Origin of the sequence: Aquabacterium sp., from assembly GCF_014378415.1 — a bacterium.
Lineage (GTDB): Bacteria > Pseudomonadota > Gammaproteobacteria > Burkholderiales > Burkholderiaceae_C > Aquabacterium.
Genome location: NZ_JACMNS010000190.1, coordinates 1 through 17,397, shown reverse-complemented (window position 1 = coordinate 17,397; position 17,397 = coordinate 1). Strand labels below are relative to the sequence as shown.

Below are 17,397 nucleotides of genomic sequence, written 5' to 3'. Positions count from 1 at the left end.
GTTGGTCGGTGAGGTCGCAGCGACGGCTGAAGCGGCAGCGCAAGCGCAGGACTCGATCATCCGGACCGAGGTCCGCGACGAATTCGACGAGCAGGGGATCATCCCGACCGACGAGCAGGTCGAGGCGGAGGTCGCGGCGCGGAAGCAGACGATCGTCGCCACGGCCGTTGCCGCGTACGAGGGAAGCTCGCTGGCCAACGATCTGGCGGCGGCAGTCTCTCCGCTGCTGCGGTTCGAGCTTTCACCCGACCAGTTCGGTCGGCTGCAGGCGGCCGGGCTTCTCCGGATTGCGAAGTATGAGCTCGTCGAGATCGGGGCGGCGGAGCGATATTTCTACCGCGATCGGTACGTCAGAGCGGAGGAGCCGACAGCCGCCGCGCGGCTGGCCGACAATCTGCCCAGTCAACGCAGATACCGGAACACGCCGACCGGACGCGTGTTCGTGTGAGCGGGGCATCGTCATTCCGGGAGCGCGCCCCAGCCCAACACCTCCTAAAATGGCTCCCCCTCGTCCCCAAAATATCACCCCGTCCCGATGAATATCACCGTCCAAGAAGAACTGCGCGCCTACATCGACCCGCTCACCCCTGACGAGCACGGCGCCCTGGAGCGCAGCATCCTGGCCGAGGGTTGCCGCGATGCGCTGGTGTTGTGGGGCGAGGTGCTGGTTGATGGCCACAACCGCCATGGCATTTGCCAGAAGCACAGCATCCCCTTCAACACCGTGCAGAACGCGAGCTTCAAGTCGATGGACGACGTGCACCTGTGGATGATTGATCAGCACTTGGGCCGGCGCAGCGTGTCCGACTTCCAGCGCGGCGTGCTGGCCTTGCGCAAGAAAGACATCATGAGCGCGCGTGTGCAAGCCCACAAGGCCGCTGCGCCCGTGCCGCAGGCCGATGCGTGCGCCAGTGGTGATCCGGCCGGGGCCACCTCGACCCCACCCTGGGAGGTTGATCCCCTGCCGACCCGAGAGTCCATCGCCAAGGCCGCGCGCATCAGCAGCAGCACCGTCAGCCAGATCGAAAAGATCCAGAAAGAGGCCACGCCCGAACTGGTCGCGGCCGTGAAGGCGGGCGACATCTCCATCAACGCGGCAGCGGCGGTGGCCTCGCTGTCGGTGGACGAGCAAGTGGCGGCGGTGGCGGGCGGCAAGAAGGAGTTGCGTCAGGCGGCGCGGCAAGTGCGCGAAGCCAAGGCGCAGGCGCGGGCCGCGAATGCGCCTGCCGAGGCCAGTGCCACAGCCGATGAAGGTGGCGAGTCGGAATCCCCCGGCACGGTGATCGCCCGTTTGAAGAAAACCGTGGCCCAGCTCACCGCTGAGAACGCCATGCTCAAGGCCCAGGTGGCTGAACTGATGGCTTGAGCCATCATCACCCCATGCCCTTGAACTACCTGGATTTTGACCACAGCGAGGACACGCAAGGCATCGGCACCTTCGAGGCCATGGCCTCGGTCGGGCCCGGGCAGGTGCCCGCCGTTCATGCCGAAATTGTGCAGGTACTGGCCTGGGCTTTCGAGCATTTTCCTGACAGCCACGGCCCATTGAGCGAAGGCTTTGAGTGGGACCACGACCTGCAAGGCCAGCAGGAGCATTCGGCCAGCGAATCCATCGTGTTTGATGAACGCAGCGGTTTGTTGGTGGTGATGCCCGATCCACCGGGCATCCCTCGCCACACCATCACCTTGTCCATCAGCGGCCTGCCTGATTTTTGCCTGGCGTTCAGGCAGCGTTTTGAGCTGGGCTGAACCAGCTCAAAACTGACCATCCCGGCGTCAGTTCTGTGCCCGGTTAGGCGGATACTCGCACTTCACCTTTTGGAGTCCCCATGTCGCAGATCCCTTTTTTCCACGAAGCGACCGGGGCCGTCAGGTTCTGGGTTTTGGTGAACGATGCCCTGGTGGGCGCCACGGTCAGTCGCGAAGCCTTGCATTACCGCTACCGACCCGATGGTCGTGGTGAAGACCCCCTGGAAACCTACAAAAGCCACTCGGTGGAGATTGACGAGATAGTGCGGCGTCGGGTGGCGCAAGGCTCGATCGAGCCGGTTATGTTGCGCGAGTTTGACTTGCGGCCGGTGGTGGTGCCCAAGGCCTAGCCGCTAGGATGCTGGGTTCGCCGGTTCTCCGGCCACTTCCTACTCCAGCGCCATGCCTTCAACCGTTCAACCGGTCCTCTTGATCGCCAACCGTGGCGAGATCGCCATCCGCATCGCCCGCGCCGCGCATGAGTTGGGTTGGCGCACCGTGGGCCTGGTGGCTGAAGACGACCAGTCGGCCCAGCATGCCTTCCACACCGATGCGCGGCAGGTCTTGCCCGGCAAAGGCGTGTCGGCCTACCTGAACATCGGCCACGTGGTGGCGGCGGCGCAGGCCGAAGGTTGCACCCACGTGCACCCAGGCTATGGACTGCTGAGCGAAAACGCCGACTTTGCCCGCGCTTGTGCGGCGGCCGGTCTGACCTTCGTGGGCCCCGCGCCCGAGGTGCTCGACCTGCTGGGCGACAAGGCGCAGGCCCGTGCCCTGGCGCGACGCTGCGGCGTGCCGGTGACCGATGGCATCGACCACGCTGTCAGCCCGGCAGAGGCCCACACCTTCTTCAAGCAACTGGGCGCGGGCGGCGCCATGATGATCAAGGCCCTGGCCGGTGGCGGCGGCCGTGGCATGCGCGTGGTCGAGGCCGAGCAAGACATCGCCCGCAGCCACGCGAGTTGCCAGTCCGAAGCCCTGGCTGCGTTCGGCCGTGGCGATGTCTACGTGGAGCAACTGGTGCGCCGCGCGCGCCACACCGAGGTACAGGTTTTGGGCGATGGCAGCGGCGCCGTCAGCCACGCCTGGGAGCGCGACTGCACCGTGCAGCGCAATCACCAGAAGCTGGTCGAGATCGCGCCCGCGCCTGATCTGGATCCGGCCTTGCGCCAGCACCTGCTGGACGACGCCCTCAAGCTGGCGCAGGCCGTGAAGCTTCGCGGCCTGTGCACCTTCGAGTTCCTGGTGGACCTGGACCACCCCGGTCGCCACTTCTTCATGGAGGCCAACCCGCGTTTGCAGGTCGAGCACACGGTGACCGAGGCCGTGACCGGTCTGGACCTGGTTCAACTGCAACTGCGCTTGTCACAGGGCGCGAGCCTGGCCGATGTGCAAGCCACACAGGCCGACATCGCGGCGCCACGCGGCACGGCCATCCAGGTGCGCGTGAACGTGGAGCGCATGGGGCCGGATGGCCGCGCTTTGCCTGCGGGCGGCACCGTGCGGGCTTACGAACCGCCCAGCGGGCCGGGCATCCGCGTCGACGGCCATGGCCACATCGGCATGCAGCCACATCCCGGCTTTGACACGCTGCTGGCCAAGGTCATCGTGCACCACCCGGCTGGGTTCGGCGCGGCCTTGCAGCGCACCCGGCGGGCGCTGGCCGAATTCAGGCTGGAGGGGGTCGACAGCAACATGGCCTTTCTGCAGGCCCTGCTGGCCCATCCGGATCTGTCGGACTACCAGGTCAGCACGCGCTGGCTGCAACTGCACGTGGCCGCGTTGCTCGCGGCGGCGCCTGGGCAGCCACGGCCGCGCGAGCTGGCACATGCCGCTCAGCACGCGGCACCCACCTTCAAGCTGGCAGGCGTCGCCGAAGGCTGCGTCGTCGTGACCGCCAGCGTGCCCGGTTCGCTCGTGAGCATTCAAGTCCACCCAGGCGACACCGTGCGCGCTGGCCAGCGCGTGGCCGTGATCGAGGCCATGAAGATGGAGTTCGAGATCATCGCCACGCAAGGTGGTCGGGTCGAGGCCGTGCTGGCCGAAGTGGGCCACGTGGTCAGCGAAGGCCAGGCCCTGATCGCGCTGGATCCCGCCGGTGACGATGGCCAGCCCCACCCCAGCACCGACCAGGCGCATGACATGGACCACATCCGCCCCGACCTGGCCGAAGTGATTGAGCGCCACGCTGTGACACGTGACGCCCGGCGCCCCGAGGCCGTCGCCAAGCGCCACACCAAGGGCCACCGCACCGCCCGCGAAAACGTCGACGACTTCCTCGATGCGGGCAGCTTCCTGGAATACGGCGCCCTGGCCCTGGCCTCGCAACGTATCCGCTTGAAAGAGCCCGAGCTGATCGCACGCAGCCCCGCCGATGGCCTGATCGCCGGCCTGGGCACCGTCAACGCCGCGCAGTTTGGCGAGCAGGCCGCGCGCTGCATGGTGCTGGCCTACGACTACACCGTGTTCGCGGGCACGCAGGGCGTCATCAACCACAAGAAGACCGACCGCATGCTGCACCTGGCCTTGCAGCGCCAGTTGCCGCTGGTGCTGTGGGCCGAAGGCGGTGGTGGACGGCCCAACGACGACTACCCCGGCGTCAGCCTGCTCGACAACATGACCTTCCTGGGCCTGGCGCGCCTGAGCGGCCTGGTGCCATTGGTGGCCATCGTCAACGGCCGCTGCTTCGCGGGCAATGCCTCGCTGGCCGGGTGCTGCGACGTCATCATCGCCACGAAGGACACCAGCATCGGCATGGCCGGCCCCGCCATGATCGAAGGCGGTGGCCTGGGCAAGTTCACGCCCGAAGAGGTCGGCCCCGTCAGCATGCAGGCACCCAATGGCGTGATCGATGTGGTGGTGGACGACGAGGCCCACGCCGTGCGCGTGGCCCAGCAATACCTGTCGTACTTTCAAGGTACGACCACCGGCTGGCAGTGTGCCGACCAGCGCCAGTTGCGCCACGTGGTCCCTGAAAAACGCACCCGCGTCTACGACATGCGCGCGGCCATCCACACCTTGTTTGACACCGATTCGGTGCTGGAGCTGCGCCGCGATTTCGCGCCCGGCATGATCACTGCGCTGGTACGCGTGGAAGGTCGGCCCCTGGGGGTGATCGCCAACGATCCGCGCCACCTGGGCGGCGCCATCGATGCCAACGGGGCCGACAAAGCCGCGCGCTTCATGCAGTTGTGCGATGCCTTTGACCTGCCCATGGTCTCGCTGTGCGATACACCTGGTTTCATGGTCGGCCCCGATGCGGAGCAAACTGCCACGGTGCGGCACTTCTCGCGCATGTTCCTGACGGCGGCCAGCACGACCGTGCCTTACTTCACCGTGGTCTTGCGCAAGGGCTACGGCCTGGGCGCGCAGGCCATGACGGCGGGCAGCTTGCTGGCCCCCGATTTCACCGTGTCCTGGCCGACCGGCGAGTTCGGGCCCATGGGCATTGAAGGTGCCGTGCATTTGGGCTTTGGCAAGCAACTGGCCAGCATCGAAGACGCGGCCCAAAGGCAGCAGGCCTTTGACCAGTTGGTGGCCACTGCCTACCAGCGCGGCAAGGGCCTGAACATGGCCAGCCACCTGGAACTGGACGATGTGATCGACCCGGCTGACACGCGCCGCTGGTTGGCGTGCGGCCTGGCGGCCATGCCGAAGCCCGCCCCGCGCTCCACGCGCAAGCGTCCTTTTGTGGACGCCTGGTGACCCCGGTTCAGGGGGGGCGAGTTTTCAGTGAGTCGTTAAATGGCTTCGACTAAAGTCGGGCATGAAGACAAGGGTGATTGAATGACAGCGCGCAGGGCAGAAGAATCGGTCGGCACTGAGCCGTTGGCAAGGCCTTTGGCCCTGGGGTCAGCCCTGTTGACCAGCGCGGCATTGGCCGCCTGTGGCGGCGGCGCCAAAGCCACAGACGCGCAAATCCAGGGCGGCAACCCCACACCTTTGCCCAAGGCCGATGCCGCCGCGCGCTTTCTGGCGCAGGCGGGCCTGGGCGCCACGCCCGACAGCATTGGCGCCCTGCTGGCCTTGCCCAGCTACGACGCCTGGCTGGATCAGCAGTTCGCCCTGCCCATTGACCGGTCCGTCTTCGACATGGCCAAAGACTTGGGCGTGGCGGACGCCATCGAGAACGAGCAGTTTCAATACCAGGACGACGACACTGGCCTGGACAACAGCCTGTGGTTCCGCCTGTTCAAAGCCCATGACGTCTTGCGCCAGCGCACCGTGTTGGCCTTGTCTGAGCTCTTCGTGGTTTCACAACGCAATATGCCTGTGCCTTGGGGGCAGTTCTGCGGTCTGGCCTACTGGGATCTGCTTGAACAACACTGCTTCGGCAACTTCCGCGACCTGATCGAGCACATCACCTTGTCACCCGCCATGGGCGTGTACCTCAGCATGCGCGCCAGCCAAAAGGCCGACGAGGTGTCTGGCCGCCAGCCCGACGAAAACTACGCGCGCGAGTTGCTGCAACTGTTCACCATCGGCCTGGTCCAGCTTCAGCACAATGGCACGCCGGTGTTGGTCAATGGCAAGCAGGTCGAGACCTACACCAACCAGGACATCACCGGCCTGGCCAAGGTCTTCACCGGCTGGGACTTCGACGTTAGCAACCTGGATGCCTTTGGCTACAACCTGGACACCGATGCCGAGTACACCCGCCGCCCGATGAAGCTGATTCCCGGCCTGCACGCCGACGACGCCAAGACCTTCCTGGGTACCACGATCGAGGCCGGACTGGGCGGCGCGCAAGACTTGAAGCTGGCGCTGGATGCCGTCTATAACCACGACAACGTCGGCCCCTTCATCGCCAGGCAATTGATCCAGCGCCTGATCTCCAGCAACCCCGAGCCCGACCACGTCGCTCATGTGGCCAGCGTGTTCAACAGCAACGCCGATGGTGTGCGCGGCGACATGAAAGCAGTGATCCGCGCGGTCTTGATGCACCCCTTGGCGCGCGATGTGTTGGTGGGCGACGCGGCCTTGCGCCGCTGCAAGCTGCGCGAACCCATCTTGCGCCTGGTCCAATGGGGCCGCCTGGTCAACATCAGCTCCACCAACAACCGCTGGGATGTGGGCGACCTGTCGTACACCGACAAGCTCGCGCAAAGCCCGCTGCGCTCACCCTCGGTGTTCAATTTTTTCAGGCCTGGGTATGTGCCGCTCAACAGTGGCTTGAGCGCCGACCATTTCGTGGCCCCCGAGTTTCAGATCACCGATGAATCGACCGTGGTGGGCTATGCCAACTTCATGCTGTCGGTGATCCCGGAGGGCGATCCGGGCAGTGGCCTGGCCGTGGACTACCGCGCCTGGGAGGACTTGGCCGATGACCCCGCCCGTTTGGTGGATGGCATCAATTGGCTGCTGACTGGCCATGCCTTGATCAGTAGCACCGTGGACCTCATCGTGGAAGCCATCAAGGACCTGAATCCGCCGAACGATGCCGAGCTTCGCTACAACCGCACCCGGGTCGCCTTCTTCCTGGCCATGACTTCGCCGGACTACCTGGTCCAACGCTGAAAGAGCGCACGATGACATTGAATGGATTAACCCGCCGTGCCTTCCTGCGCCAAAGCGGCACGCTGGGCGTGGCCGGATTGGTGGCACCCTGGGCCATGAACCTGGCTGCCATGGCCGAAGCGGCCGCCGCCGAAGCCGGATCTGACTACAAAGCCCTGGTCTGCGTGTTCCTGCAAGGCGGCAACGACCACGCCAACACCTTGATCCCGGTGGATGCCGAGGGCCACGCCATGTACGCGCGCATGCGCGGCGCCTTGGCCTTGCCCCTGTCATCGCTGGCGGCCACCACCTTGGCGCCCAGGCTGGGCAGCGCGCAGAACCAGCAGATGGCTTTGGCGCCCAACTTGGCGGCGCTCAAGCCCTTGTTTGATGCGCAGCGCATGGCGGTGCTGCTCAACATCGGGCCGCTGGTTCAGCCCACCACCTTGGCGCAGTTTCAAAGCGCCTTTCTGGGCACGGGCGATGCGGTCCTGCCCCCCAAGCTGTTCTCCCACAACGACCAGCAGTCGGTTTGGCAGTCTTATGGTGGCGAGGGCGAGATCACCGGCTGGGGCGGGGTGATTGGCGATGCCTTTTACGAGTCGCTCAACGCGTCATCGGCGCTGACCTGCATCAATCTGGCGGGCAATGCCGTCTACCTGGCGGGCAACACGGTCGCGCAGTTCATGGTCAATTCCAAAGGGCCCGCGCCTTTGAAGGCCTTGCAAGCGAGCGCCTTGTTCAATTCGACCAAATGCAGCGAAGCCTTCCAGGCCCTGGCCACCACGCAAGACCCGGCCGCGCACCGCATGAGCAAGGAGCACTCCAAGATCATGAGCCGCGCCATCGGCACCAACACGAACTTGCTGGGCGCGCTTGTCAGCGTCTCGCCCGCGCCGATCTTTCCGGCCGATGGCTCGGCCAGTGCGTCGCCTTTGGCGGCCAACCCACTGGCGGTTCAGCTCAACACCGTGGCCCGCATCATTGCCGCGCGCGACAACGCCAACATCAAGGTCAAGCGCCAGGTCTTCTTTGTGGCCCTGGCCGGATTTGACCACCACGACAACCTCGTCACTGACCACCCGGCCAAGTTGGCGCAGGTGGCCCAGGCCTTGAGCCAGTTCGACCAGGATTTGGGCCCCTTGCGCGACCAGGTCACCACCTTCACGGCCAGCGACTTTGGCCGAACCATGGCCTCCAATGGCAATGGCTCGGACCATGGTTGGGGTAGTTACCACTTCGTCATGGGCGGCGCCGTGAACGGCGGGCGCTACTTTGGCGAGTTGCCCGATGTGGGCCACGATGCGCAGGGCCATGACACAGGTGCCCACAACATCGGCCAGGGCCGCCTGCTGCCCACCTTGGCCGTTGACCAGTTGGCCGAGGCCTTGGCCCGGTGGATGGAAGTCACCAACGCGGCGCAGCTCGACTTGGTCGCGCCGCATCGCCACCAGTTTTCGTCATCGTCAAACAACTTGTCGGGCTTGTTCAAGGCCTGATCAAAGCCCTCATCCAGGCGTGCCCTGATTCGGGGCAAAGCCGCTCGACACCTGCGACAACACCACCCCGACCGGCCTGGCCAAGGTGCCGACCGGCTGTGGCGACGGCCCGGACCACTGCTGAGGGTGGGCACCACCTGGCCGGGTCATTGGGGCGTTGGATGGGCGTTCCACCGGTTGACCTTAACGCGATCAATCCCGGGCTGGGTGCCTTCAACGCGGGCACCCTGTCGTCATTGATGGCTGCTTAGGTTTTTGGCGCCGAGAAAAAAGCCAGCAGATCTTTGGTCAGCCGCTCTTTCTCGGTCGCAAACAGGCCGTGCGGGGCGCCCTCGTATTCCAGCAGTGTGGCGTGTGCAATTTGCTTGGCGGCGGCCCTGCCTGATGCGTTGATGGGTACCGTCTTGTCGTCGGTGCCGTGAATGATCAGTGTCGGCACCTTGAAGGCCGGCAAGTCTTTGCGGAAATCCGTGGTCGCGAACGATTTGGCGCAGTCGAGGGTGGCCTTCAGGCTGGCTTGCATCGCCACGCTTCTGGCCCAGTCCAGCAGCTCCTCGCTGACGCTGTGCGAGATCAAACTGACCCCGAAAAAATCCTTGAAAAACCCGGCAAAGAACTTGGCGCGGTCGGCCTTCATGCCCTGCGTCATTTTGTCGAAGACTTCAGCGTCGGTGCCCTCGGGGTTGTCGGCTGTTTTCAGCATGAAGGGCACAACCGAAGACACCAACACCGCTTTGGCCACCGATTTGCCGGCGTGGCGGGACATGTAGCGGGCCACCTCGCCCCCGCCCATCGAAAAGCCCACCAAAATCACATTGTCGGCGCCAGTGTGCTCAATGACCGAGGCCAGATCGTCGGACAAGGTGTCGTAGTCGTAGCCACTCCAGGGCTGCGACGAGCGGCCAAAACCGCGCCGATCGTACGAGATCACGCGGTATCCCGCTTGGGCGATGGCCATGGCCTGGTCATCCCAACTGTCAGACGACAGTGGCCAGCCGTGAAGCAGAACCACGGGCGTGCCCGTGCCCCAATCTTTGATGTACAGATTGGTTTTGTCTCGGGTGGTGATGTAAAGCATGGCAAGTTCCTCGGTTTTTTGCGGGGGCGTTAACAAACAGTGGTGAGTGGTGAGGTGGCGCTAGTGGTCCATCAAGTCGTGCCGCATGGAGGCCAGCGATCGCCTGATCCAACTCTTGACGGTGCCGATGGGGTGCCCCATGCGGTTTGCAATTTCGCCGTGGCTCAGACCTTCATAGAAGGCCAGCGTCAAGCTTTCGCGTGGCTTGGCCGCCAACGAGGACAGGCACTTGGCGAGTGCAACATTTCTGCATTGGCCGATCAGGTTCTCAAGCGCCTGAGGCCGATGGCTGGGTAAATTCTCAAAGGGATCTATGCCTTCCACAGAGTGCCGATGGCGACCCTCCAGTCGCGTGCCGCACCGACGCCAATGATCAATCGCTGCGTGACGTGCAATGCCCGTCAGCCAGTGCCTGGCCCGCCCTTTGGTGTCGTCAAACTGGGCGCAGTTGTGCCAGACTTTGACGTAAACCTCTTGCAGCACCTCTTCGGCATCGGCACTGTTTCTGCTGATTTGAAGAATCGCGGCGAAGAGACGTTTGCTGGTGAGCATGTACAGCCGCTCGAACGACACGGTGCACCCTTGCCGAACTGCCCCCAGCAACGCGAGCAACTCCGCATCGCTGTTGCCGTTGGTGGGCTCGCCGGCCTGTGCAGCCGGTGTATCTTCCATGAAGCTGGAGCGGATCAATGGCGCCGTACCGGCTGAAATCAAGGTGTTCATGACAAGCCCAGGTGTTTTGCCAGATTTGACAAATACTTCCTGGCAAACCGTGTGCCTGTCGCTGCCCAGTCAACACGCGCAGGAGTTGGGCTGCGCTATCGATGCGCCTGCCAAGTATCAAAGGCGATGGGGCGGTTTTTTTTACTGCAAAAACTCTTTTCGGATGCATGAAACTCGCATGGGCAAACCCAATCAACTCAGCCGCAACATCGCTCGTTTTCAGAGGCTGCCGGCCAGCTTGCGCCCCTGGCTGACCAGCTTCATGCTCGGCAATGTGGTCCCCATGGTCGGATCGGCCAGCCTGCGCTTCGAGGAGATCTCGAACGAGCGCGTGGTGGTCACCCTCCGAAACCGGCGCAAGGTGCAGAACCACATCAAGGGCGTGCACGCGGCGGCCATGGCCTTGTTGGCCGAAACGGCCACCGGTTTTTGCGTGGGCATGAACGTGCCCGACGACAAGCTGCCCCTGATCAAGACCTTGAAGGTGGACTACCTCAAGCGCGCGCAGGGCGACATGAAAGCCGTGGCCCAGCTGCGGCCCGATCAGATTCACCAGATCCGCACGCAAGAGAAGGGCGAGGTCACGGTGCCGGTCAGCATCACCGACGAGTCGGGGGGCGAGCCCATTCAGTGCGAAATGGTGTGGGCCTGGGTGCCCAAGAAGCGCTGATCATTCAGGCGCGCTTAGGGTGTTGCCCCGCGCTCCCAAGACAAAGCAAACGCACCGTGCCCAGCCCCGATGTTCAGCCCACATCCGCCGTGCGTTTCGCCCTGGCATGGCGGCTCACCGTCTGCACCAGCTCATCCAGGTTGATCGGCTTGACCACCAGGTCCACCATCCCCGCCGCCAGGCATTTGCTGCGCTCTTCCGCCATGGCGTGCGCGGTCTGGCCGATCACCGGCAGGCCAGGCGCCATCGCCTTGATGCGGCGCGTGGTCTCGTGACCATCCATGCCGGGCATCTGGATGTCCATCAGCACCACGTCAAAGGCCTGCGGGCCATTCAGTGTCAGGCAGGCCAAAGCGTCCTGGCCGCTGTCGACCATCGTGACCAGCGCCCCTTCGATCTGCAGCAGCTCGCTCAGCACCCACTGGTTGACCTGGTTGTCTTCGGCCGCCAACACGCGCAAGCCCGCCAGGCGTTGTCCGACCTGCGGCGCCGCGGCCGCCTCGTCGTTGATGGGCTCGGCCTCGCCGGCCGGCACCGTGCGCAGTTCAGCCTGTGGCGTGCTGGACAGCGGCAGCACCACCTCGAACCGCGTGCCTTGCCCGAGTTCGCTGTGCACATGGACTTCACCGTCCAGCATCTCCACCAGCCGCTTGGTGATCGACAGGCCCAGCCCGGTGCCACCGTACCGGCGCGTGGTGGAGCCATCGGCCTGCTCGAAGGGGCGGAACAACCCGCTCAACTGCTGGGCACTCATGCCGATGCCCGTGTCGGTCACGGTCAGCACCAGTTGCCCATCGCGGGCTGACGCCGACACGCTCACCTCGCCGTGCACTGTGAACTTGACCGCGTTGGACAGCAGGTTCAACAGGATCTGCTCCAGCCGCAAAGGGTCGCTGTCACACATCGCGGGCAGCTCGGGGCTCAGCTGGGTGCGCAAACCGATGCCTTTGGCCTGCGCGCGCTCCTGGAATTGCGCGGTGGCGCGGGCCAGCAGCGCTTGCAGATTGACCGGCAGCGTCTCGATGTGCAGCTTGCCCGCCTCGATCTTCGAGAAATCGAGGATGTCGTTGATGATGCCCAGCAGCAGCCGCCCTGAATCCAGGATTTGGGCAAAGATCTGGTGGGCCGCCCCGCCATGGTCCCGGTGGCCAATCTGGGCCAGGCCCAGCACACCATTGAGCGGAGTGCGGATCTCGTGGCTCATGTTGGCCAGGAACTCGCTCTTGATCTGGCTCAGGCGTTCGGCCTCCTGGCGCGCGGTCTCCAGCTCGACGGTGCGCTGCCGCACGGTTTGCTCCAGGTGCGCCTGGTGGGCCTGCAAGGCCAGTCGGGCCTGCTGCACTTCGCTGATGTCCTGGATGGCGCCTTCGATGCGCACCACCTTGCCATCCTGCAAGATGGGTTCGCCCTGGGTGCGAATCCACTTGCGCACCCCTTGTTCGCTGACCAGTTCCAGCTCCATGGCATAGGGCTCGCCCAGCTCGATGGCCCGGCGCATGGTCTCGGAAATTTTGCTGTGGGCGCTGCCCTTGAAATAGCGAAGGCCATCCGTGATCGACATCGACTCGGGCAGTCGGGGGTCCAGGTCCAGGATGCGAGCGGCGCCATCGGTGCGGGTGCCGCGCATGGTGGTCACGTCGATGCTCCACCCCCCCACTTTGGCCAAGGTGCTCATGCGGTCCAGCAGCACCTGCTTGTCGCGCAAGGCCTCCTGGGCGGCCACGTTGGCCGTGATGTCACGCGCCATGCCGAACATGCCGGCCATCTGGCCTTGCGCGTCGAACACCGGGCCCTTGGTGACCAGGAAGGTCAGCTGCCGGCCGTCGCGCATGATCAGGCGGTCTTCGGTGGTCACGGTGGTGCCGTTTTTGTTGATCTCTTGGTCGCCGGCCAGGATCAGCGCGGCGGACTCGGGTGAGAACAGATCGTGGTCGGTGCGTCCGATGATTTTGTTGATGGGGAGGCCCAGGAAGGCCGCAGCCGCCTGGTTGACCATCACGTAACAGCCCTGCTGATCCTTCACGAAAATGGCGTCGGTGGTGCCGTCGATCACGGCGCGCAGCAGTTGCTCGCTGCGCAGCAAGGCCGCTTCGGTGCGGTGTCGTTCGCTCACGTCCAGGGTCAGGCCGATGACCACCGTGCCGGTTTTGGTGGGCACGCTGCGGCCATGGACTTCCAGCTGCACCAGGCTGCCATCACGGCGGCGCCCGGAAAAGGCATGGCGTATTTCCTGGTCGAGCCCGTCCACGAGCCTTTGCAATTGCTCGGTCACACTGGCCTGGTCTTTTGGCATCACCAAATCACGCCAAGGCACTTTGTTGATGAGCTGCTCGGGGTGGTCGTAGCCCATCATTCGGGCCAACTCGGGGTTGGCGTAGCGCAGGTGCTCGCCTTGAACGATGTAGATGCCCGCCAGCGATTGTTCGACCAGGGCCTTGAATCGGCCATTGCCGGCTTGCTGTTCGGCCTGCCGAAGCCGCGCCATCACCCCGCTCATCAGGATGCCCATGGCGAAAAACATGCCAATGGCCACCACCGAGGTGTGGGGCGCCGACATGAACAGGGACCAGGCCAGCCCTGCTGACAAAACCGTGGACACGATGCCCGCCAGCCCGCCGCCCAGCCACGATGCCGCGAACACGGCCGGGTAGAACAGCAGCAGGGCAATGGGCTGGATGGCGGGCCAGAAGGTCCACTGGATGGCGGCGGCTGCCAGGGGGGTGGTCAGGCCCCAGAGCAGGCTTGCCGCCGAAGCCTTGAGCGGCTGCTCATCGGACAGGATGGCCTGGGCGTCGTCCGGCACATGCTGCGGGGTGAACCACCGCATGACCGCGGTCACGGCGCAACCCGGCGTTGCGCGAAGGCTGAATCGCTTCCGACGGGAAATAGGCATCAATGCCCTCCTGCGCCACCTGATGGCTCAGGCGATTATGGTGCCGCGATTAATGCTGTGCGTCAGAGTTACGCACGAAGTGTGGCGCCCTGTCACCCGGTGGCGTCAAGCCGCTTCGATGCGCGCCGTGACGGCCTTGCCGCTGCGCAAACCCAGCTTGCTCAGCAGGGCGCGATCGCGTTCGACATCGGGGTTGCCGGTGGTCAGCAGCTTGTCACCGTAGAAGATGGAGTTGGCGCCGGCCAGGAAGCACATGGCCTGCACCGCTTCGCTCATTTGCTGGCGGCCAGCCGACAGGCGCACGCGCGCCGTGGGCATGGTGATGCGCGCGACCGCGATGGTGCGCACGAACTCCAGCGGATCCAGCGGCGGGGTGTCGGCCAGGGGTGTGCCGGGCACGCGCACCAGGTCGTTGATGGGCACCGATTCGGGGTGCGTGGGCAGGTTGGCCAGTTGGGCTATCAGGCCGGCGCGGCCTTCGCGCGTTTCGCCCATGCCGACGATGCCGCCGCTGCACACCTTGATGCTGGCCGATCGCACGTGCGAGAGGGTGTCCAGGCGGTCCTGCATGTCGCGGGTGGTGATGATGTCGCCGTACAACTCGGGCGCGGTGTCCAGGTTGTGGTTGTAGTAATCCAGGCCGGCGTTCTTGAGCGACTGCGCTTGCGGTTCGGTCAGCATGCCCAGGGTGCAGCAGGCTTCCAGCCCTTCGGACTTGATGACGCCGATCAGCTCGGCCACCTTTTCGATGTCGCGGTCTTTGGGGGCGCGCCAGGCGGCGCCCATGCAGAAGCGGCTGGCGCCGGCTTCCTTGGCGGCCACCACGGCTTCGCGCACCTGTTCGGGCGACATCAGCTTGCTGGCCTTGACGCCAGTGTCGTAGCGGGCGGCCTGCGGGCAGTAGCCGCAGTCTTCTTCGCAACCGCCGGTCTTGACCGACAGCAAGGTGGCGTGCTCGACCTCGTTGGCATCCCAATGCTGGCGGTGCACCTGCTGGGCCTGCCACATCAGGTCATTGAAGGGCAGGTTGAACAGCGCCAGCACGTCAGAGCGGGGCCAGCGGACATGGGTGTCGTCTTCTGGCGTGCTGCAGTCGCTGCCGCAATCAGGGGCGTTGAGCCCGGCCTTGGGCAGCCATTGAACCGTTTGGCTGGGGGTCTGGGTGGGCGACGAGGGGCTGGTAAGTGTGCTGGAAGGCATGGGCTGGACTGCGGACAAAGCAGTGCTGAAACGGTCAAAACAGTCGCCAGTGTAGGCCAGACGACCGGAGAGCGCCTAGCGATCCACCGCCGTGGGCTGCCCAGAAAAGCGGCCACGGGTGGGGGCTGACGCGAGGGATCTTTGCGTCAGCTCAGCTCGAGGCCCCGGATCGCCATTGCGCTAAGCTCAGGCCATGCTTTTTGAACACCTGATCGAGATCAATTCCAACAGCGTGGCCGCCCAGACCGTGGTGCCGCCGTTCACGCGCGAACAGCTCTGGCGCGGCCTGATGGCCCGGGTGCAGACGCCGCAGCGCTTTCCCCTGGGGCCGGATACCTGCGACTGGCGCGAGGTCGAGCCCGGCGTGATCCAGCGCACCGTGAGTTTCGGCGCCAACGCGATGAAGGACGAGGTGCAAGTCGACGCTTTCCAAAAGCTTGAATTCACGCCCGAACCGCATGGCGACACCACGCCCATCCGCCTGACCATCACGATCGAAGAGCCCCAGCCCGGCCAGATGGTGCTGCGTTTTGTGTACGAAAGCGTCAGCGAGCTGTCGGCCGAAGAGGCTTATTTCAACGACTACCGCCACAACGCCTGGCTGCACAACGACCGCGACATGGTGCGCACGCTGCGCCAGTGGTTGTCGGGCGAAGGCCTTTAGCCCAGGAGACTTGACGACATGCGACACGATGCTTTCATCTGCGATGGCCTGCGCACACCTTTTGGCCGCCATGGCGGGGCTTTGTCTTCGGTGCGCGCGGACGACCTGGCGGCGGTGCCGCTGCGCGCTTTGCTCGCACGCCACCCTGGCCTGGACCCAGCCCTGATCGACGATGTGCTGTACGGCTGTGCCAACCAGGCGGGCGAAGACAACCGCAACGTGGCCCGCATGGCCGCCTTGCTGGCGGGCTTGCCCATGGACGTGCCGGGCGCCACCATCAACCGCCTGTGCGGCTCGGGCCTGGATGCGCTGGGCACGGCGGCGCGTGCCATCCGATCGGGCGAGGCGCATTTGATGATCGCTGGGGGCGTTGAAAGCATGAGCCGCGCGCCGTTTGTGACGGCCAAGGCCGACAGCGCCTTCAGCCGCAACGTGGCCACGTTTGACACCACCATCGGCTGGCGTTTCGTGAACCCCTTGATGAAGGCCCAGTACGGCATTGATTCGATGCCAGAGACCGCCGAGAACGTGGCACGCGAGTTCGCCGTGAGCCGCGAGGACCAGGACTTGTTCGCCTTGGCCTCGCAGCGCAAGGCGGTGGCGGCGCAACTCGCAGGTTTCTTTGACACCGAGATCACGCCGGTCAGCATCGCGCAGAAGAAGGGCGAGGCCACCGTGGTGTCGAAAGACGAGCACCCGCGTGAGACCACGCTTGAATCGCTGGCCAGGCTCAAGGGCGTGGTCACGCCTGATGGCACGGTGACGGCGGGCAATGCCTCCGGCATCAACGATGGCGCCTGCGCCTTGCTGGTGGCCTCGGAGGTGGCCGCGCGCGAGCACCACCTGACGCCTTTGGCGCGTGTGGTGGGCATGGCGGTGGCGGGTGTGCCGCCGCGCATCATGGGCATCGGGCCCGCGCCGGCCTCGCTCAAGCTGCTGTCCCGCCTGGGCATGACGATCGACCAGATGGACGTGATCGAATTGAACGAAGCCTTTGCCGCGCAAGGCCTGGCGGTGATGCGCCAGTGGGGCCTGCACGATGCTGATCCGCGCGTCAACGCGAATGGCGGCGCCATTGCGCTGGGGCACCCGCTGGGCGCGTCGGGTGCGCGGCTGGCGCTGACGGCGGTGAACCAGCTGCACCGCATTGGCGGACGTTATGCCCTGGTCACCATGTGCATTGGTGTGGGGCAGGGCATCGCGGTGGTGCTGGAGCGGGTCTGAGTGAAGCTCAGCCATCGACGCTTACCTGGGCGCCGCCGCCGTGCTTAAAGCACGGGGTGAGGCAGGGGCGCAGGGATGCGCTCCTGGGCCTCAAGCTGCCCCGCCGTCACGGCATGGCGCAGGGCCTCAAGGGTCTGCGCCATGTCGTCATGGTGCTCGCCCATGCCCCTGACCACGCACAGCGCGGCGGGCTGGTTGGCG

At 65.0% G+C, this 17,397-nt stretch carries 14 protein-coding genes; 10 read left to right on the top strand and 4 right to left on the bottom strand.

Annotated elements, in window-relative coordinates:
• The 7 genes from H7225_RS16615 to H7225_RS16585 all read left to right on the top strand — a co-directional run.
• Positions 1-448, top strand: a 448-nt coding sequence (locus tag H7225_RS16615) for a hypothetical protein (protein ID WP_290663831.1), incomplete at its 5' end; no start/stop codon positions are given.
• Between the two features lie 87 nt (positions 449-535).
• The gene (locus tag H7225_RS16610; RefSeq protein ID WP_290663829.1) at positions 536-1,366 is read left to right on the top strand and encodes a hypothetical protein; all 831 of its coding nucleotides are present in this window, start codon (positions 536-538) and stop codon (positions 1,364-1,366) included.
• Between the two features lie 14 nt (positions 1,367-1,380).
• Positions 1,381-1,749, top strand: coding sequence for a hypothetical protein (locus H7225_RS16605; RefSeq protein ID WP_290663827.1), 369 nt, complete (start codon positions 1,381-1,383; stop codon positions 1,747-1,749).
• Positions 1,750-1,829: 80 nt separating this feature from the next.
• On the top strand, positions 1,830-2,099 hold the full coding sequence (locus H7225_RS16600; protein WP_290663825.1) for a DUF1488 family protein: 270 nt from the start codon (positions 1,830-1,832) through the stop codon (positions 2,097-2,099).
• Positions 2,100-2,151: 52 nt separating this feature from the next.
• Complete coding sequence (locus H7225_RS16595; protein WP_290663823.1) at positions 2,152-5,454, top strand: carboxyl transferase domain-containing protein; 3,303 nt, start codon at positions 2,152-2,154, stop codon at positions 5,452-5,454.
• A gap of 81 nt (positions 5,455-5,535) precedes the next feature.
• On the top strand, positions 5,536-7,266 hold the full coding sequence (locus tag H7225_RS16590; RefSeq protein ID WP_290663821.1) for a DUF1800 domain-containing protein: 1,731 nt from the start codon (positions 5,536-5,538) through the stop codon (positions 7,264-7,266).
• 11 nt (positions 7,267-7,277) lie between these two features.
• Positions 7,278-8,744 (top strand): DUF1501 domain-containing protein, encoded by a 1,467-nt coding sequence (locus H7225_RS16585; protein WP_290663819.1) that lies wholly within the window; start codon positions 7,278-7,280, stop codon positions 8,742-8,744.
• Positions 8,745-8,991: 247 nt separating this feature from the next.
• Here H7225_RS16585 and H7225_RS16580 read toward each other — a convergent pair whose 3' ends face one another.
• Positions 8,992-9,822: an alpha/beta hydrolase gene (locus H7225_RS16580; RefSeq protein WP_290663817.1), complete on the bottom strand. Its 831-nt coding sequence runs from the start codon at positions 9,820-9,822 to the stop codon at positions 8,992-8,994.
• A 60-nt stretch (positions 9,823-9,882) separates the two neighbouring features.
• Positions 9,883-10,545 (bottom strand): sigma-70 family RNA polymerase sigma factor, encoded by a 663-nt coding sequence (locus tag H7225_RS16575; protein ID WP_290663815.1) that lies wholly within the window; start codon positions 10,543-10,545, stop codon positions 9,883-9,885.
• 178 nt (positions 10,546-10,723) lie between these two features.
• Between H7225_RS16575 and H7225_RS16570 the strand changes: the two genes are divergently transcribed.
• Positions 10,724-11,215 (top strand): DUF4442 domain-containing protein, encoded by a 492-nt coding sequence (locus H7225_RS16570; RefSeq protein ID WP_290663813.1) that lies wholly within the window; start codon positions 10,724-10,726, stop codon positions 11,213-11,215.
• Positions 11,216-11,288: 73 nt separating this feature from the next.
• On the opposite strand, the gene H7225_RS16565 is transcribed toward H7225_RS16570, so the two are convergent.
• Entirely contained in the window at positions 11,289-14,042 is a 2,754-nt protein-coding gene (locus tag H7225_RS16565) for a PAS domain S-box protein (RefSeq protein WP_290663811.1), read from the bottom strand.
• Positions 14,043-14,213: 171 nt separating this feature from the next.
• The gene (gene bioB / locus H7225_RS16560) at positions 14,214-15,308 is read right to left on the bottom strand and encodes a biotin synthase BioB (RefSeq protein ID WP_290663809.1); all 1,095 of its coding nucleotides are present in this window, start codon (positions 15,306-15,308) and stop codon (positions 14,214-14,216) included.
• 193 nt (positions 15,309-15,501) lie between these two features.
• On the opposite strand from bioB, the gene H7225_RS16555 reads away from it, so the two are divergent.
• Both H7225_RS16555 and pcaF read left to right on the top strand, forming a co-directional pair.
• Positions 15,502-15,972, top strand: a complete 471-nt coding sequence (locus H7225_RS16555) for an AtaL-like protein (RefSeq protein WP_290663807.1) — start codon at positions 15,502-15,504, stop codon at positions 15,970-15,972.
• A gap of 18 nt (positions 15,973-15,990) precedes the next feature.
• Positions 15,991-17,196 (top strand): 3-oxoadipyl-CoA thiolase, encoded by a 1,206-nt coding sequence (pcaF, locus tag H7225_RS16550; RefSeq protein WP_290663805.1) that lies wholly within the window; start codon positions 15,991-15,993, stop codon positions 17,194-17,196.
• Positions 17,197-17,397: the final 201 nt, after the last annotated feature.